The following is a 16,699-nucleotide window of genomic DNA, read 5'->3' as shown; positions in this document are numbered from 1 at the left end:
CTTCTCGGGCGATTACCAGAGTCCACTGTCGTACTCGAAAGGTTACAGATGTCCGCATTCTTCTACTGGTTGGCGCAATTGCCACCGCTGGCACAAATCCCCATCGTTATCTTGGCCTTTGCACTCGTGGTCGGTGCCATCCTGTTCTTCGTCGAGATAGCTCCGCGCACCGGCCGCCTGTATACGGGCATCCGTCTCGCCGTCTGTGTGCTGGCTCCGCTGCTCATTCTGCTCGTCGCCAACTCCTATACCTGGGCGATCATCGGCGCCGGTGTGCTCGGTCTCGGTTTTTTCTACATCGACTACCGGGGGCGCAAAGGAGCCGGATACCTGTTTCAGCTCATCGGTTTTCTGGCGCCGGCCATGCTGCTGCTGGCCATCGGCCTCGTGATTCCCACCATTCAAACCACGGTCCAGGCCTTCATGAGTTCTCGTGGTGACCGGTTCGTGGGCCTGGACAACTTCGTCTGGATTTTCACCCAGCCCAACAACGTGCGCATTGTGCTCAACACGATCGTGTGGGTGCTCATCGTTCCCACCATTTCAACCATTGCCGGCCTCGCCTACGCGGTGTTCATCGACAAGAGCCGCGGCGAGAAATACTTCAAGATATTGGTCTTCATGCCGATGGCCATTTCTCTGGTGGGCGCATCCATCATCTGGCGGTTCGTCTACACCGCTCGCCCGGCCGATCAGGATCAGATTGGGCTGCTCAACCAACTCGTCGTGATGTTCGGCGGGCAGCCCGTGGACTTTCTCGCTGTTTCCCCGTTCAACACCCTGTTCCTCATCGTCATTCTCATCTGGGTGCAGACCGGTTTCGCCATGGTCGTGCTCTCTGCCGCGATCAAGGGGGTGCCGATCGAACAAATGGAAGCCGCCGAACTCGACGGAACCAACGCCTGGGAGAAGTTCCTGAACGTGACCGTTCCGGGCATCCGCAGCGCCCTCGTGGTCGTGTTGACGACGATTTCCATCGTGTCGCTCAAGGTCTTCGACATTGTGCGCACCACGACAGCAGGATCCAATCAGACCAGTGTCGTCGCCAACGAGATGTACACCCAATTCAAGAACTTCGAGCAGGGCCGCTCGGCTGCCTTCGCGCTGGTTCTGTTTCTGTTGGTGCTCCCGATCGTCATCTACAACGCCCGCCAGATTAAGAAGCAGAGGGAAATCCGATGAGCGCGGTAATGCCCGTAGAACTCCCACTTGATGAGCAGACCAAGCGCCAGATCCGCCGCGGCGAGCGTCGAATGGAATCAAAAATTGCTCGCAAAACCAAGAAGCGGCTGACCAGCCGCGGCGCCACCATCGGTGCGCTGATCATCGCGGTGTTGTGGTCGATCCCGACCCTCGGATTGCTGGTCTCGTCATTTCGCCCGGCGCAAGAGGTGCGCACCACCGGATGGTGGACCATCTTCACCAACACTGGGGTCACCTTCGACAATTACACCGCGGCGCTCGCTGCCGGCAACAGTCAACTCGATCTGGCCGGTTCGTTCATCAACTCGGTCGCGATCACCCTGCCCGCCACGCTCATTCCGCTGATGGTCGCGAGCCTCGCCGCGTACGCCTTCGCCTGGATCGACTTCCGCGGCAAGGACATGCTCTTCATCGGCGTTTTCGCCCTGCAAATCGTGCCGATTCAGATGGCCCTCGTGCCGTTGCTGCAGTTCTTCTCCGGCGGAACCATCTTCGGTTACCCGGTGGTGGAGGCGCTCAACCCCGGCAGCGGATACTCCCAGGTTTGGATCGCGCACACGATGTTCGCTCTGCCGCTGGCCATCTATCTGCTGCACAACTTCGTCTCCGAAATTCCGAGCGAGGTCATCGAGGCTGCACGGGTTGACGGCGCCGGTCACGGACAGGTCTTCTTTCGCATCGTGTTGCCGCTGACCATGCCGGCCATCGCCTCGATCGCCATCTTCCAGTTTCTCTGGGTGTGGAACGACCTGCTGGTGGCGCTGATCTTCGCCGATGGTGCGGTCGCTCCGATGACGAAGCTGCTGGCCGAACTCTCCGGCGCCCGCGGGCAGGACTGGCATCTGCTCACCGCCGGCGCGTTCCTGTCGATCCTGGTTCCGCTGATCGTGTTCTTCTCCCTGCAGCGCTTCTTCGTGCGCGGCCTCCTGGCCGGGTCGACCAAGGGGTAAGGGCGACCGCTTCGGGGGCGGATGCCCGTGGCCCGGCCGGCCGCGGGCATCCGTTCTGAGCGGTGTTGGTTGACGTTTAGAGTGAATGCATGAGTGGAATGCACGGTACCCCGGGCCACGGCCCGCGGCAACAGTCGGGTGTGGAACGACCCCGCAAACGGGTGAGCGGAGCGGATGCGGCAGCGCAGCGCGCCGAAAATGCTCTCGCCCCGCGCATCCCGCACCTGCTGACGCGGATCAGCGCCCTGTTCGCCCCGCATCGCACCACGCTGATCATCACCGTTGTGCTCGTTCTGGTCAGCGCCGCCCTCTCCGTCGTACCGCCGCTGCTCACCCAACGCGCCTTCGACGACGGACTGTTTCCGGCCGCCGGCACCCCGAACCTCTCGGTGCTCGGCACACTGGTGGCCCTCATGCTCGGTGTTTTTTTGGTCAACGCCCTGCTCGGTGTCTGGCAGACCTGGCTCACCGCGAGTGTGGGCAACAAGGTTATGGGCGCGCTGCGGGTGCGGTTGTTCACCCACCTGCAGGCGATGGAGTTGAGCTTCTTCACCAAAACTAAAACCGGCGTTATCCAATCACGACTGCAAAACGACGTCGGCGGTGTGGCGACGGTGCTCACCAACACCATCTCGAGCATCCTCGGCAACACCGTCACGGTGATCGCAGCCTTCGTGGCCATGCTGCTGCTGAACTGGCAGTTGACCATTGTGGCCGTAGTACTGATGCCCATTCTGGTTTTCGCGCAGCGCCGCGTTGGCCAGGTGCGGGCGCGCATCGCGGGCAAGACGCAGGAATCACTGTCGGACATGACCGCGATCACGCAGGAGACGTTGAGCGTGTCGGGTATTCTGCTCTCGAAGAGTTTCACCCGGCAACAGAACGAGATCGATCGGTACGCCCAGGAGAACCGCAACCAGGTGCGACTGCAGGTGAGCCAGCAGATGAGCGGCCAGTGGTTCTTCGCCACGGTGAGCGTGTTTCTGTCGGCGATTCCCGCGATCGTGTATCTCGTGGCCGGGGCGCTCATGTTCAATGGCACGACGGATGTCACGCCCGGCACCATCGTGGCGTTCACCACGGTGCAGGCGCGCCTGATCTTTCCGCTGCTCGGCCTCATGCGGGTCGCGCTCGACTTGCAAACCTCGAGCGCGCTGTTTGCCCGCATCTTCGAATACCTCGACTTGGTGCCCGCGATCAGCGACAAGCCGGGTGCTGCCTCGGTGCCGTCGGCCGGCAGCGCGCGTGGCCGGGTCGAGTTCGACCATGTGCGGTTCAATTACCCGGATGCCGGTGGCGACGCCCGCCCCACGCTCGACGATGTGTCATTGACGATCGAGCCGGGGCAATTCGCGGCATTCGTGGGGCCGTCGGGCGCCGGAAAAACCACGGTGTCCTACCTGATCCCGCGTTTCTACGAGGCCTCGGCGGGCCGGGTGCTGTTCTCAGGCCTCGACGTGCGCGACCTGCAACAGAAGTCGCTCGTGTCGCACATCGGAATCGTCAGCCAGGAGACGTACCTGTTTCACGCAACGATCGCCGAAAACCTGCGCTACGCCAAACCCGACGCAACGTCTGACGAGCTGGTCGCGGCGGCTCGCGCCGCCAACATCCACGACACGATCGATTCGTTTCCCGACAAGTACGACACGATGGTGGGGGAGCGCGGCTACCGGCTTTCCGGCGGTGAGAAGCAACGTATCGCTATCGCCCGGGTGCTGCTGAAGGACCCGCCGGTGCTCATCCTCGATGAGGCCACGAGCGCGCTCGACTCCATCTCGGAGAGTGTGGTGCAGGCCGCTCTCGACACCGCCAGCCACGGCCGAACCACCATTGCCATTGCGCACCGCCTCTCCACGATCGTCGACGCCGACGTGATTTTCGTCGTCGAGGCCGGCCGTATCGTGGAGCGGGGCACGCACGCCGAACTGCTCGCTCGGGGTGCGGTCTACGCGAGTCTCTACGCCCGCCAGATCACCGCCGATTCCCCCGCGCCGGCCCCCTCCGCCCCCTAACCGCGCCCTCTTTCCTGCCCGGGCCCGGGCCCGGAAACTGGGCCCAGGCTAGATCATGGGCCCAGTTGCTGAAGGTGGGCCCGGGCAGCGCGCGCGGTCGGAAGGGGCTGGGGTGGCGGGTGCGGGGTGAAGGCGGGCTAGGACCGGTCCGTGAGCATCCCGGTCATCAGATCGATCTCGGACTGCTGGCTCAACACCACCGAGGTGGCGAAGGTCTGCACGGTCGCATTCGAGCTGCGCTGGAGCACCGCCTCGGCCATCTCGATCGCGCCCTGGTGGTGGGCGATCATCACGACGAGAAATTGGCGCTCCGCTTCAGTGCCGGATGCCGCGGTGAGCGAGGCGATCTGCGCGGCGGTCGCGAGCCCGGGCATGGGGTCCCCGGCGACGTGGGCGGTCTCGGACTCTCCGGCCGTTCCGGTCGTGTGGGTTTCCTCGTGCGACTCACCCGACAGGGTCGGCCGAGTCATCCAGGTCATGGACGGTTCCGGGGGGAACTGCGGCAGCCCCCAGACGGCCAGCCATCCCGACATCTGCCCGCTCTGCTTCGCCTGCGTCGTGGCGATGTCGTAGGCGAGCAGGCGCACCGGCGCATCCGTGGTGCGGTCGCGCACGATCATGGCGAGCTCGACGCCCTGATTGTGGTGTTCCTGCATATCGCGGGCAAAGCCGGCCTCGGCACTGGCCGTATCGGGTGTGGCATCGACAATTGTGCTCAGCCGCCCGGCCGAGAACGCCACGGCTCCGACGACGAGCGCGGTGACCACAACCGTGACCATGATGGCACGCAGCAGGGCGCGGCGCGGGTGCGGCGGGACGGCATCCGCTGATCGAAACTGCGCGGATGTCGCCGGTTGCGCGCTATCGGACGTCACGGTATCGGTCTCTAGGAGACCTTGCCGGGGGCGTCGATCGCACCCGAGCAGGCGGCGCCGTCTTCGGGCACGTTCGTGCTCTTCCAGAACTCGGTCAAGAACTCGGCGATGCGGGGATCGTCGGCGCTGTCGACCTGCAGCTGTGCATTCCAGGCGCTCAGCACAATCGGTGCCGGAATGTCGTCAAAGGGGGAGAGGACTACGTAGCTCGAGGGCAGTTCCGCCTTGAGCTGGTCAAGCTCGGCGTCGGAGATGGACGGGTCATAGGTGATCCACACGGCACCGTGCTCGAGCGAATGCACGGCGTTCTCGTTCGGAACCGCCTGTTCGTAGACGCCGCAGTTGAGCCAGGCCGGGTTGTGCTCGCCGCCGGCGGGGGGAGACTGTTCGTAGGTGACCGCCGTCTCGACGTGGCCGGCCGTGTTGCTGAAGGTCTCGACCCCATCGATCTTGGAGGCATCGCCGGCGCCGCCGCCGGCATAGTTGGCGGCCTGCGGAGTGAGCACGAAGGTCGTCACGATAAGGGCGATGACCGCGACTCCGGCCAGCGAACCGCCGACAATACCGATCAGGCGGTTGCGCTTGCCGCGCTTTTGCTGGCGGTGATATTCCTCCAGCTTTTTTGCGCGCTTCGCGGCACGTTCGCTTTTGAGGGATGCTTTGTTTGCGGGGGATCCGGGCTGGGGGGTCACGAGGGCCTCTCTGTTGGAGCTACTTCCATTCGAACGTATCAGCCACCTCTGGTGCTTCCCCGGGAGCCGGTCTCACAGTTCTTTCTCAGCCTGGTCGCGGGCTCTCGCCGCCCGATAGAGTAGATCCGTGCCCGCTCATTCGTGTTGTTGCTGCTGTCGCTAGTCGACCCTCCACGAACGCTCCCGGCCACCGACTTCCGGTGTGCAATCCGAGGCCGTGCCTGCCCATCCGCGCGCGGCTCGATAGAAGGAATTCCCCATGAAAATCGCAGACACCATTCTTGACCTCATCGGTGACACCCCACTGGTCAAACTCCATAAAGTGACGGAGGGACTGACCGCGACGGTGCTGGTGAAGCTTGAGTACCTCAACCCGGGCGGCTCGGCGAAGGACCGTATCGCGGTGCGCATCATCGACGCCGCCGAGCGCGACGGGCTCTTGAAGCCCGGTGGCACGATCGTCGAGCCCACCTCGGGCAACACCGGTGTCGGCCTGGCCCTGGTGGCCCAGCAGCGCGGCTACAAGTGCGTGTTCGTGCTGCCCGACAAGGTCGGCGAAGACAAACGCAACGTACTCACCGCGTACGGCGCCGAGATCGTCGTGACGCCGACATCCGTTGCGCCGGAGGACCCCGAGTCCTACTACAGCGTCTCCGACCGGCTCGCCCGCGAGATTGACGGCGCTTTCAAGCCCAACCAGTATTTCAACCCGAACGGACCGCTCAGCCACTACGAATCCACCGGCCCGGAGATCTGGCGTGACACCGACGGAACGGTCACCCACTTCGTGGCCGGCGTCGGCACCGGCGGCACCATCACCGGCACCGGCCGCTACCTGCGCGAGGTGTCGAAGGATGCCGTGCGCATTATCGGCGCCGACCCGGAAGGGTCGGTCTACTCCGGCGGCACCGGTCGCCCCTACCTGGTCGAGGGGGTCGGCGAAGACTTCTGGCCGGGCGCCTACGATCCCACGGTGGTGCACGAGGTCATCGCCGTCTCCGACGCCGATTCCTTCGCCATGACCCGTCGGCTCGCCCGCGAAGAGGGAATCCTCGTCGGTGGCTCCAGCGGAATGGCCGTCGTGGCGGCACTGCGCGCCGCCGAGAAGCTCGGGCCCGACGCTACGATCGTCGTGCTGCTGCCCGACGGGGGCCGCGGGTATCTCGGCAAAATCTTCAACGACGGGTGGATGCGCAGCTACGGTTTCAGCAACGCCCCGGCCGGTCACACGGTCGCCAATCTGCTCGAATCGAAGACCGGGAGCCTGCCGGCTTTGGTCTACGTGCACCCGAGCGACACCGTGCACACCGCGATCGAAACCATGACGAGCCAGGGGGTGTCGCAGCTACTCGTGCTGAGCGCCAAGCCGCCCGTCGTTATGGGTGAAGTGCTCGGTGCGGTCGATGAGCGCGCCCTGATGGGTCTCGTGTTTTCCGGCGATGCCCAGCTCACCGATCCGGTCGGTTCGATCGTCGGCGAAGCGCTCCCGCTGATCGGCGTCAACGAGCCGGTCGCGGCGGCCCGCGCTGCCTTCGCCGAGCATGACGCTCTGCTCGTGACCGACGGCGGCAAGCCGCTCGGCGTTATCACCCGCCACGACCTGCTCAGCTATCTGAGCGTCTAACTTTCAGTAACATCCACACGCTCGGTTTCGGGCGCATCATCAGTAGGGAGCCTGTAATGGCCAACACCCAGAAGTTCGACACCATCGCCATCCACGCCGGTCAGGCCTTCGACCCGACCACCGGCGCCGTCATTCCGCCGATCTACCAAACCTCCACCTACGTGCAAGACGGTATCGGCAACCTGCGCGGGGGCTACGAGTACAGCCGTGGCGGAAACCCCACCCGCACCGTGCTCGAGAGCCTGCTTGCCGCCCTCGAGGGTGGCAAGCACGGCTTGTCGTTCGCGAGCGGACTCGCCGCCGAAGACACCATCCTGCGCGCCATCCTGAAGCCGGGCGACCACATCGTGCTGGGAAACGACGTTTACGGTGGAACCCACCGGCTCATCAACAAGGTGCACGCCGCCTGGGGAGTGCAGAACAGCACGGTGGAGATGAGTGACCTCGCGGCGGTCGAAGCGGCCATCCGCCCGGAAACGAAGATTCTCTGGGTAGAAACCCCGAGCAACCCGCTGATGAAGATCAGCAACATCGCGGCGCTCGCCGAGATCGCGCACCGCCATGGCGTCGTCGCGATCGTCGACAACACCTTTGCGTCGCCGGCGCTGCAGCATCCGCTTGAATTCGGCGCTGATGTCGTCGTGCACTCGACCACGAAGTATCTCGGCGGCCACTCCGATGTGCTTGGCGGCGCCCTGATCATGAACGACGATGCCCTGTACGAAAAGGCCCAGTTTCTGCAGTTCGCCGCCGGACCGGTATCGGCCCCACTCGATTCCTGGCTCACCGTGCGGGGCATTAAAACCCTCTCGGTGCGCATGGACCGCCACTGCAGCAACGCCCAGGCCATCGCCGAGTATCTTGACGGCCACCCCGCGATCGAGCAGGTCTATTACCCGGGACTGCCCAGCCACCCGGGCCACGAACTCGCCTCGAAGCAGATGTCCGGCTTCGGCGGCATGATCTCCATCGCGTTTGTCGGTGGTGCAGCAGCCGCGCGCCTGTTCGCCGAGTCGATGCACCTGTTCCAGCTGGCTGAATCGCTCGGCGGCGTGGAGTCACTCGTGAACTATCCCTCCGAGATGACGCACGCTTCGGTGCGCGGCACCGAACTGGAGGTTCCCGACAACATCGTGCGTCTGTCGGTCGGCATCGAAGATGTCGCCGATCTCATCGCCGACCTCGAGAGCGCGCTGCCCCGCAGCTAACCCCCGGGCAGGGCAGCAAGGCTGTATGTGACTGTCACATTGCGGTCCGGAGCGGCATAATAAAGTTGCGGGCACAATTGTGACCGCTCACACTCGAGCAAGGTCGTCCAGTGACAGTCGATATGTCTAACGGGCGTGCGCCGAGCATTCGAGACGTTGCGCGCCTCGCCGGAGTCTCGCACCAGACCGTGTCGCGTGTACTGAACAACCACCCGAGCATCCGCGATTCCACCAAGGCCCGGGTGCTCGAAGTCATTGAAGAGCTGCAGTATCGTCCCAATCGGGCCGCGCGCGCACTGTCGCGCGGGCGGTCCCGCACCATTGGCGTGTTGTCAGCGTCGAGCGCTGAGTATGGCCCGGCGAGCAGCATTGCCGCGATTCAGGACGCGGCGCGTAACGCGGGATACTTCGTCAACACGGCAAACCTCGACCGCCGGGATCCCAGCTCAATCACGGCGGCCGTGAATCACCTCATGTCGCAGTCCGTGGAGGGGATCGTGGTGATCGCTCCGCAGGTGCGGGTGTTCAACGCCCTCAAACTCCTGTCCATTGATGTGCCGTACGTGACGCTGCAATCCACGGGGAGCCTCGACACGAATGCCCTGTCCGTGGACCAGATTGCGGGTGCGCGACTGGCCACCCGGCACCTGATCGACCTGGGGCACCGTGATATCTACCACCTCGCCGGTCCGCAGGACTGGATCGAGGCCGAGGCGCGCATGCATGGCTTTCTCGAGGAGATGGGGGCCAGGGACGTTCCGACGACCGCACCCATCCTCGGCGATTGGACTGCAGAATTCGGTTATCACGCCGGTCGCGAGCTGTTGCAGGTGCGGGACTTCACGGCGATTTTCTCCTCCAACGACCAGATGGCGCTTGGGCTCATACACGCCATTCGGGAGGCCGGGCTCGACGTGCCGCGCGATGTCAGCATCGTGGGCTTTGACGATATTCCCGAGGCCGCGCACTTCTGGCCGCCACTCACAACGGTGCGGCAGGACTTTTCAGAACTCGGCCGGCGCTCGGTGGCGCTATTGCTGTCTCAGATCAATGAGACCACGCCTGACAACCCGGGGTCCATCATTCCGGAGCTGATCGTTCGGGGCTCAACGTCGCGCCCGGCTTTCTAGACACTCGACGGATTTTCGACCGATACAAAAGCGAAGCAAATTCGCACTTGACACGGCGAGTACCCGTACCGCTAACATGAACACACGGCAATGTGACCGATCACATTCGGTCGACACCCGCCGATGGATTCATGGTCTGTCGGTGATCCGCCCATACCATTCGCGGTGCTTTCCGCGCGCAGACCTGACATAGGAGTCGATTCCGTGAGCAAAACTGATGCGCTCTCGCACGCCGGGCACTCTGCCGTCGGCGACGATGAGAACTACGTGATCGGTGTCGACTACGGAACTCTCTCCGGCCGCGCCGTCGTCGTACGCGTCTCGGACGGCGTCGAACTCGGCTCTGCAGTTTTGGACTACCCGCATGCGGTGATGGACACGATCCTGGCCGCGACCGGTGAGGCGCTTCCTCCGGAGTGGGCGTTGCAGGTTCCGGCCGACTACACCGCAGTGCTGAAGAGCGCGGTTCCCGCCGCCGTGGCGAACGCCGGAATCGACCCGTCGCGGGTCATCGGAATCGGCACCGACTTCACCGCCTGCACCATGATTCCCGTACTCGCTGACGGAACCCCGCTCAACGAAATCCCAGAGTATGCCGGCCGCCCCCACGCCTACGTCAAGCTCTGGCGCCATCACGCCGCGCAGGCGCAGGCCGACCGCATCAACGACCTGGCCTTCGAGCGCGACGAGAGCTGGCTGCCGCGCTATGGCGGGCTGATCTCGAGCGAATGGGAATTCGCCAAGGGCCTGCAACTACTCGAAGAAGATCCTGAGCTCTATCACCGCATGGACCACTGGGTCGAAGCTGCCGACTGGATCGTGTGGCAGCTCACGGGGAACTACCTGCGCAACGCTTGCACCGCCGGCTACAAGGGCATCCTGCAGGACGGCCAGTACCCGAGTGAGGCCTTCCTGGGCACGCTCAACCCCGCTTTTGCACGTTTCGCTCTCGACAAGGTGGCGCACGCGATCGGCCAGCTTGGTGCATCCGCCGGAACGCTGTCGAAGGAGGCCGCCGGCTGGACCGGACTCCCCGAAGGAATTCACGTGGCTGTCGGCAACGTGGATGCGCACGTGACCGCTCCCGCCGCGCAGGCAGTGAACCCCGGTCAGATGGTGGCGATTATGGGCACGAGCACGTGTCACGTCATGAACTCCGACGCGCTGGCGGAGGTGCCGGGAATGTGCGGCGTCGTCGACGGCGGCATTGTTTCCGGGCTCTACGGCTACGAAGCTGGCCAGTCCGGCGTGGGAGACATCTTCGCCTGGTACGTCAACAACCAGGTGCCTGCCCGATACGCCGACGATGCCCGCGCACTCGGACGCAGCGTGCACGAGCACCTCACCGAGCTCGTCAAACATCAACCCGTCGGTGGCCACGGACTCATAGCCCTTGACTGGCACAGCGGCAACCGCTCGGTGCTGGTTGACCACCAACTATCCGGGCTCGTGATTGGCATGACGCTCACCACGCGGGCGGAAGAGATCTACCGCGCACTGCTTGAGGCCACAGCCTTCGGAACGCGCACCATCGTGGAAGCCTTCAACGCGAGCGGTGTGCCGGTGACCGAATTTATCGTGGCCGGCGGCCTGCTCAAGAATGCTTTTCTCATGCAGACCTACAGCGACATTCTGCGCCTGCCGATCAGCACCATCGCGAGCGATCAGGGTCCCGCGCTCGGCGCGGCCATCCACGCCGCGGTCGCCGCTGGCGCCTACCCGGACGTGCGCGCGGCCGGTCAAACTATGGGCAAGCTCAACAAGAACGTTTATGTGCCCAACGAGTCATCCTCCGTCGCCTACGACGAACTGTTCGAGGAGTACACGCGGCTACACGATTATTTCGGTCGCGGCGAGAACGACGTCATGCGCCGCCTCAAGTCAATGAAACGTCGGGCCGCTCTCAGCGGTCGGGGCGCGTTGGTGACCACATGAGTACCTATGGGCCGCAGGTCGAGGTCGTTGTTGCCCGGGTGCGGGCCGAAATCACCCGTCTGCACGCCGAACTGTTTCGCAACGGTCTCGTTGTCTGGACCGGCGGCAACGTCTCCGGACGTGTCCCGGGGGCCGATCTCTTCGTGATCAAGCCCAGTGGCGTTGACTACGCCGATCTGGCTCCCGAGAACATGATTCTCTGCGACCTGGCGGGAAACGTCATACCGGGTACGCCGGGGGCCGATCGGTCACCCTCCAGCGACACCGCCGCACACGCCTACGTCTACCGAAACATGCCGGATGTCGGGGGAGTCGTGCACACGCACTCCAGCTACGCCACCGCCTGGGCCGCCCGGAACGAGGCCATTCCATGTGTCATCACGGCGATGGCTGACGAGTTCGGCGGGCCGATCCCCGTTGGGCCTTTTGCCATCATCGGTGATGATTCAATCGGCCGCGGCATCGTGGAAACGTTGACCGGCCATCGGTCGCGGGCCGTGCTGATGGCCAACCACGGGCCGTTCACGATTGGCAGAGATGCCCGCGACGCCGTGAAGGCGGCCGTGATGGTGGAAGACGTCGCGCGCACCGTACAGTTGGCCCGCGCGGGCGGCGAACTCGTGCCCCTGCCACAAGACGCCATCGATGCCCTGTTCGACCGATACCAGAATGTTTATGGCCAAGCGCCGCAAGGAGAACTGAACTAATGGCGCCTCTCTCCACGACCCTGGACCACTACGAGGTCTGGTTTCTCACCGGAAGTCAGAACCTGTACGGCGAAGAAACGCTGCGTCAGGTGGCCGAGCAATCCCTGCAGATCGCGCGTGCCCTCGACGGGAATTCCGACCTGCCCGTGAAGGTGGTGTGGAAGCCCGTGCTGAAGGACTCCGAGTCCATCCGCCGTGCCGCCCTCGATGCCAATGCCGATGACCGCGTCATTGGCCTCATCGCCTGGATGCACACGTTCTCGCCGGCGAAGATGTGGATCGCCGGCCTCGATGCGCTGACCAAACCGCTCCTGCACCTGCACACACAGGCGAATGTGGAACTGCCTTGGGGTGAGATCGACTTCGACTTCATGAACCTCAATCAGGCCGCGCACGGCGACCGCGAGTTTGGCTATATTCAGACGCGCCTCGGCGTGACCCGCAAGACCGTTGTCGGCCACGTGTCCAACCCAGCCGTGTCGGGCAGCATCGGCGCCTGGACCCGCGCCGCGGCCGGCTGGGCGGCCAGCCGCAGCATGAAGCTCGCCCGTTTCGGCGACAATATGCGCTACGTCGCTGTGACCGAGGGGGATAAGACCGAAGCCGAACTTCGCTTCGGTGTGCAGGTTAACACCTGGCCCGTGAACGAGCTGGCCGAGGTCGTGCATTCCATAGCGGATGCGGACATCGATACCCTGATCGCCGAGTATGACGACCTGTACGACGTTGTTCCCGAACTGCGCAAGGGCGGGCAGCGACACGAGTCGCTGCGCTACGGCGCTGCGATTGAGCTGGGCCTGACCAGCTTTCTCGAGGCCGGCGACTTCGCCGCATTCACCACCAGTTTCGAAGACTTGGGCGCACTGCGTCAGCTTCCCGGCCTTGCCGTGCAGCGGCTCATGGCCCGGGGCTACGGTTTTGGGGCGGAGGGAGACTGGAAAACATCCGTTCTCGTTCGCGTAGCCAACGTGATGGGCGCCGGCCTTCCCGGCGGCGCGAGTTTGATGGAGGACTACACCTACGACCTCACCCCCGGCGCCGAGTTGATTCTCGGTGCGCACATGCTCGAAGTGAGCCCGTCTCTCACGACCGCCAGGCCGACGCTCGAGATCCACCCCCTCGGCATCGGCGGTCGTGAAGACCCGGTGCGCCTGGTTTTCAGTGCCGACCCCGGCCCCGCCGTGGTTGTCGCGATGAGCGACATGCGTGACCGTTTTCGCCTCGTGGCGAACGTGGTCGAGGTTGTTGACCCGCCGAGTGCTCTCCCCAATCTGCCGGTGGGACGAGCCGTCTGGCGTCCCGAACCGGACTTCGCCACCTCGGCCGCCGCCTGGCTCACCGCGGGTGCCGCCCACCACACCGTGATGTCGACCGCCGTCGGCATCGAGGTGTTCCATGATTTCGCCGAGATAGCCCGCACCGAGCTTCTCGTGATCGATAAGACCACCACCCTGCGTGATTTCACGCGTGAGGTGCGTTGGAACCAGTCGTACTACCGATTGGCGCAAGGCTTTTAGCATTTTTCGTACGTCGCAGCTTTACTATCCCGCCTCACCATCAACGATGATTCAAGAAGGAAACACAGTGAAGAAGAAGTCAGCACTCTTCGCCGGACTCGCCGCCGGCGCCATGATCATGGGCCTGGCCGCCTGCTCGAGCTCCGGCACCACCGGTTCCGGCGGTGCCGGCGACGGCGGCCTGATCGGGGTCGCCATGCCCACCAAGAGCTCGGAGCGTTGGATCGCAGACGGCGACGCCGTCAAGAGCCAGCTCGAGGAGCAGGGCTTCAAGGTTGACCTGCAGTACGCCGAGGACGACATCCCCACCCAGGTCTCGCAGATTGAGAACATGATCACCAAGGGCGCCGAGGTTCTCATCGTCGCCTCAATCGACGGCACCACGCTGACGAGCGTGCTCCAGGACGCAGCGGATGCCAACATTCCCGTCATCGCCTATGACCGCCTGATCCGCGACACCGAGAACGTCAACTACTACGCGTCCTTTGACAACCTCAAGGTGGGCCAGCAGCAGGCCTGGTCGGTTCTTAACGGTCTCGGCCTGACGGAGCTCGACGGCACCGCCACCGCGGACGCCCCCGCCGGCCCGTTCAACATTGAACTTTTCGCCGGAAGCCCCGATGACAACAACGCCACGTTCTTCTTCAACGGCGCCATGCAGGAACTCCAGCCCTTCATCGACTCGGGCGTGCTCGTGGTGAAGAGTGGCCAGACCGATTTCAACTCTGTTGCAACGCTGCGCTGGGATGGTGAGGAGGCCCAGAGCCGCCTCGAGAACATCCTCACATCGACCTACTCGGACGGTAGCAAGGTCAACGGAATTCTCTCCCCCTACGACGGCATCTCGCGCGGTATCATCTCCGCCCTCCAGGGTTCCGGATACGCGGTTGACGCTACGTGGCCGATCATTTCGGGCCAGGATGCCGAAATCGACTCCGTCAAGGCCATCAACTCGGGTGAGCAGTACGCGACGATCTTCAAGGACACTCGTCAGCTGGCCGCCATCTCTGTCGAGATGGCCGTCGCCGTGCTCAACGGAGACACCCCCGAGACCAACAACACCACGGATTACGACAACGGCAAGATCACTGTTCCCTCGATGCTGCTTGACTCGCAGATCGTCGTCAAGGACAACATCCCCTCCGTGCTGATTGACTCCGGTTACTGGACCGAAGCCGAGATCAACGGCTAATCACTGCCTCGGCAGCGCGAAGCCGCCGGCGGGAGACCTCGCCGGCGGCTTCGCCCCTCCACCGTCTTGACCCTGATAGCTGAAGAAGGTACTCCGTGACCACGAACATCCTTGAGATGCGCACCATCACCAAGACGTTTCCCGGTGTTAAAGCGCTGGCGAACGTCTCCCTCAGCGTCGCCCGCGGTGACGTCCACGCCATTTGCGGTGAGAATGGTGCCGGTAAATCCACGCTCATGAAGGTGCTCAGCGGCGTGTACCCGCACGGCACGTACACGGGGGATATCGTCTTCGAAGATGAGGTCGTGGAGTTTCGAGACATTCGAGACTCCGAGGCCAAGGGCATCGTTATCATTCACCAGGAACTCGCGCTCAGCCCATACCTCTCTATAGCTGAGAACATCTTCCTCAACAATGAGCAGCGTGGGCCGCTCGGCCTGATCGACTGGAACAAAACCAACCTGGAGGCCGCGAAGCTGCTCGCCCGCGTGGGGCTGCGTGAGACACCGACCACCCGGATCATGGACATCGGTGTTGGCAAGCAGCAGCTGGTCGAGATCGCCAAGGCGCTGTCCAAACGCGTAAAACTCCTCATTCTTGATGAGCCCACGGCCGCACTCAATGACGAGGATTCCGACCATCTGCTCAACCTGATCCTGCACCTCAAGGGCCAGGGCATCACCTCGATCATCATCAGCCATAAGCTCAACGAGATCAAGAAGGTCTCCGACTCGGTCACCGTCATTCGTGATGGACGAGCCATTGAAACCATGGCGAAGCTCGAGGTGACAGAAGACCGCATTATCAAGGACATGGTCGGACGAGACCTGGAGCACCGCTATCCGGATCACACGCCGAACATCGGCGAAGAGATTTTGCGCGTGGAGGATTGGACCGCGCACCACCCGCAAGACGTGACGCGCGTGGTGGTGAACAACGTCAACCTCAGTGTCCGTGCCGGCGAGATCGTCGGAATTGCCGGTCTCATGGGAGCGGGCCGTACCGAGTTCGCCATGAGCCTGTTCGGCCGGCGCTACGGCTCGCGCATTTCCGGGCGGGTATTCAAACACGGCACGGAAATCAAGACCCGCACGGTCTCCGAAGCGATCGAACACGGAATTGCCTACGTGACGGAGGACCGCAAGACCTTTGGTCTCAACCTGATCGACGACATCAAACGCAATATCTCGATGGCGTCGCTGGGCAAGCTCACCAGGCGTGGCCTCGTCAATGACAACGAGGAATACAAGATTGCCAACGAGTATCGCACGAGCATGAACATCAAGGCTCCGTCGGTGCTGGCCAAGGTCGGCAAACTATCCGGCGGTAACCAGCAGAAAGTTGTGCTGTCGAAGTGGATTTATTCAGACCCCGACGTGCTCATCCTTGACGAACCCACCCGCGGTATCGACGTTGGTGCAAAGTACGAGATCTACACGATCATCAACAAGCTCGCGGCGGCCGGAAAGGGCGTCATCGTGATCTCTTCGGAGTTGCCGGAGCTGCTCGGTATCTGTGATCGCATCTACACAATTTCGGAGGGTCGCATCACGGGCGAATTCCCCATCGAGGAAGCCAGCCCGGAGCTCCTCATTAAACACATGACCATGGAAAAGGCCCGCTAGCGTCGGCGCAGCGGAAAAGGAGAAAC

General features: G+C 63.3%; 13 protein-coding genes. 11 read left to right on the top strand and 2 right to left on the bottom strand.

Annotated elements, in window-relative coordinates; translation table 11 throughout:
* Nucleotides 1–48: 48 nt before the first annotated feature.
* From QMK22_RS12545 to QMK22_RS12535, 3 genes are all read left to right on the top strand, one after another.
* Nucleotides 49–1,182: a carbohydrate ABC transporter permease gene (locus QMK22_RS12545; RefSeq protein WP_283497982.1), complete on the top strand. Its 1,134-nt coding sequence runs from the start codon at nucleotides 49–51 to the stop codon at nucleotides 1,180–1,182.
* On the top strand, nucleotides 1,179–2,153 hold the full coding sequence (locus tag QMK22_RS12540; RefSeq protein ID WP_283497981.1) for a carbohydrate ABC transporter permease: 975 nt from the start codon (nucleotides 1,179–1,181) through the stop codon (nucleotides 2,151–2,153). The genes QMK22_RS12545 and QMK22_RS12540 overlap by 4 nt, the downstream gene beginning before the upstream one ends.
* A 98-nt stretch (nucleotides 2,154–2,251) precedes the next feature.
* On the top strand, nucleotides 2,252–4,168 hold the full coding sequence (locus QMK22_RS12535) for an ABC transporter ATP-binding protein (protein WP_283498000.1): 1,917 nt from the start codon (nucleotides 2,252–2,254) through the stop codon (nucleotides 4,166–4,168).
* Between the two features lie 137 nt (nucleotides 4,169–4,305).
* Here the strand turns inward: QMK22_RS12535 and QMK22_RS12530 are convergent, their stop codons facing one another.
* Together QMK22_RS12530 and QMK22_RS12525 are read right to left on the bottom strand one after the other, a co-directional pair.
* On the bottom strand, nucleotides 4,306–5,043 hold the full coding sequence (locus QMK22_RS12530) for a DUF305 domain-containing protein (RefSeq protein WP_283497980.1): 738 nt from the start codon (nucleotides 5,041–5,043) through the stop codon (nucleotides 4,306–4,308).
* Between the two features lie 11 nt (nucleotides 5,044–5,054).
* Entirely contained in the window at nucleotides 5,055–5,735 is a 681-nt protein-coding gene (locus QMK22_RS12525; protein WP_283497979.1) for a thioredoxin-like domain-containing protein, read from the bottom strand.
* Nucleotides 5,736–5,994: 259 nt separating this feature from the next.
* On the opposite strand from QMK22_RS12525, the gene QMK22_RS12520 reads away from it, so the two are divergent.
* From QMK22_RS12520 to mmsA, 8 genes are all read left to right on the top strand, one after another.
* A complete protein-coding gene (locus QMK22_RS12520) occupies nucleotides 5,995–7,359 on the top strand; it encodes a cystathionine beta-synthase (protein WP_283497978.1) in 1,365 nt (454 codons plus the stop codon).
* Nucleotides 7,360–7,415: 56 nt separating this feature from the next.
* Nucleotides 7,416–8,567 carry a cystathionine gamma-synthase gene (locus QMK22_RS12515; protein ID WP_283497977.1) on the top strand — a complete coding sequence of 384 codons (1,152 nt, stop codon included), beginning with the start codon at nucleotides 7,416–7,418 and terminating at the stop codon, nucleotides 8,565–8,567.
* 122 nt (nucleotides 8,568–8,689) lie between these two features.
* Nucleotides 8,690–9,697, top strand: a complete 1,008-nt coding sequence (locus tag QMK22_RS12510; protein WP_283497999.1) for a LacI family DNA-binding transcriptional regulator — start codon at nucleotides 8,690–8,692, stop codon at nucleotides 9,695–9,697.
* Nucleotides 9,698–9,901: 204 nt separating this feature from the next.
* On the top strand, nucleotides 9,902–11,632 hold the full coding sequence (gene araB / locus QMK22_RS12505; protein WP_283497976.1) for a ribulokinase: 1,731 nt from the start codon (nucleotides 9,902–9,904) through the stop codon (nucleotides 11,630–11,632).
* Nucleotides 11,629–12,339: an L-ribulose-5-phosphate 4-epimerase gene (locus QMK22_RS12500; RefSeq protein WP_283497975.1), complete on the top strand. Its 711-nt coding sequence runs from the start codon at nucleotides 11,629–11,631 to the stop codon at nucleotides 12,337–12,339. The genes araB and QMK22_RS12500 overlap by 4 nt, the downstream gene beginning before the upstream one ends.
* Nucleotides 12,339–13,856, top strand: a complete 1,518-nt coding sequence (gene araA / locus QMK22_RS12495; protein WP_283497974.1) for an L-arabinose isomerase — start codon at nucleotides 12,339–12,341, stop codon at nucleotides 13,854–13,856. The genes QMK22_RS12500 and araA overlap by 1 nt, the downstream gene beginning before the upstream one ends.
* A gap of 67 nt (nucleotides 13,857–13,923) precedes the next feature.
* Nucleotides 13,924–15,048, top strand: coding sequence for a multiple monosaccharide ABC transporter substrate-binding protein (gene chvE / locus QMK22_RS12490; protein WP_283497973.1), 1,125 nt, complete (start codon nucleotides 13,924–13,926; stop codon nucleotides 15,046–15,048).
* A gap of 95 nt (nucleotides 15,049–15,143) precedes the next feature.
* On the top strand, nucleotides 15,144–16,673 hold the full coding sequence (mmsA, locus tag QMK22_RS12485) for a multiple monosaccharide ABC transporter ATP-binding protein (RefSeq protein WP_283497972.1): 1,530 nt from the start codon (nucleotides 15,144–15,146) through the stop codon (nucleotides 16,671–16,673).
* Nucleotides 16,674–16,699: the final 26 nt, after the last annotated feature.

Origin of the sequence: Cryobacterium sp. PH29-G1 (assembly GCF_030063365.1) — a bacterium.
GTDB lineage: Bacteria > Actinomycetota > Actinomycetes > Actinomycetales > Microbacteriaceae > Cryobacterium.
This window is presented reverse-complemented; position numbering and strand designations above follow the sequence as displayed.

What these genes read in the sequence shown, in the direction of transcription:
- QMK22_RS12500 (WP_283497975.1), top strand. Translation starts at nt 11,629, where the DNA reads ATGAGTACCTATGGGCCGCAGGTCGAGGTCGTTGTTGCCCGGGTGCGG.
- araA (WP_283497974.1), top strand. Translation starts at nt 12,339, where the DNA reads ATGGCGCCTCTCTCCACGACCCTGGACCACTACGAGGTCTGGTTTCTC.
- QMK22_RS12535 (WP_283498000.1), top strand. Translation starts at nt 2,252, where the DNA reads ATGCACGGTACCCCGGGCCACGGCCCGCGGCAACAGTCGGGTGTGGAA.
- QMK22_RS12545 (WP_283497982.1), top strand. Translation starts at nt 49, where the DNA reads ATGTCCGCATTCTTCTACTGGTTGGCGCAATTGCCACCGCTGGCACAA.
- QMK22_RS12540 (WP_283497981.1), top strand. Translation starts at nt 1,179, where the DNA reads ATGAGCGCGGTAATGCCCGTAGAACTCCCACTTGATGAGCAGACCAAG.
- QMK22_RS12510 (WP_283497999.1), top strand. Translation starts at nt 8,690, where the DNA reads ATGTCTAACGGGCGTGCGCCGAGCATTCGAGACGTTGCGCGCCTCGCC.
- QMK22_RS12520 (WP_283497978.1), top strand. Translation starts at nt 5,995, where the DNA reads ATGAAAATCGCAGACACCATTCTTGACCTCATCGGTGACACCCCACTG.
- QMK22_RS12515 (WP_283497977.1), top strand. Translation starts at nt 7,416, where the DNA reads ATGGCCAACACCCAGAAGTTCGACACCATCGCCATCCACGCCGGTCAG.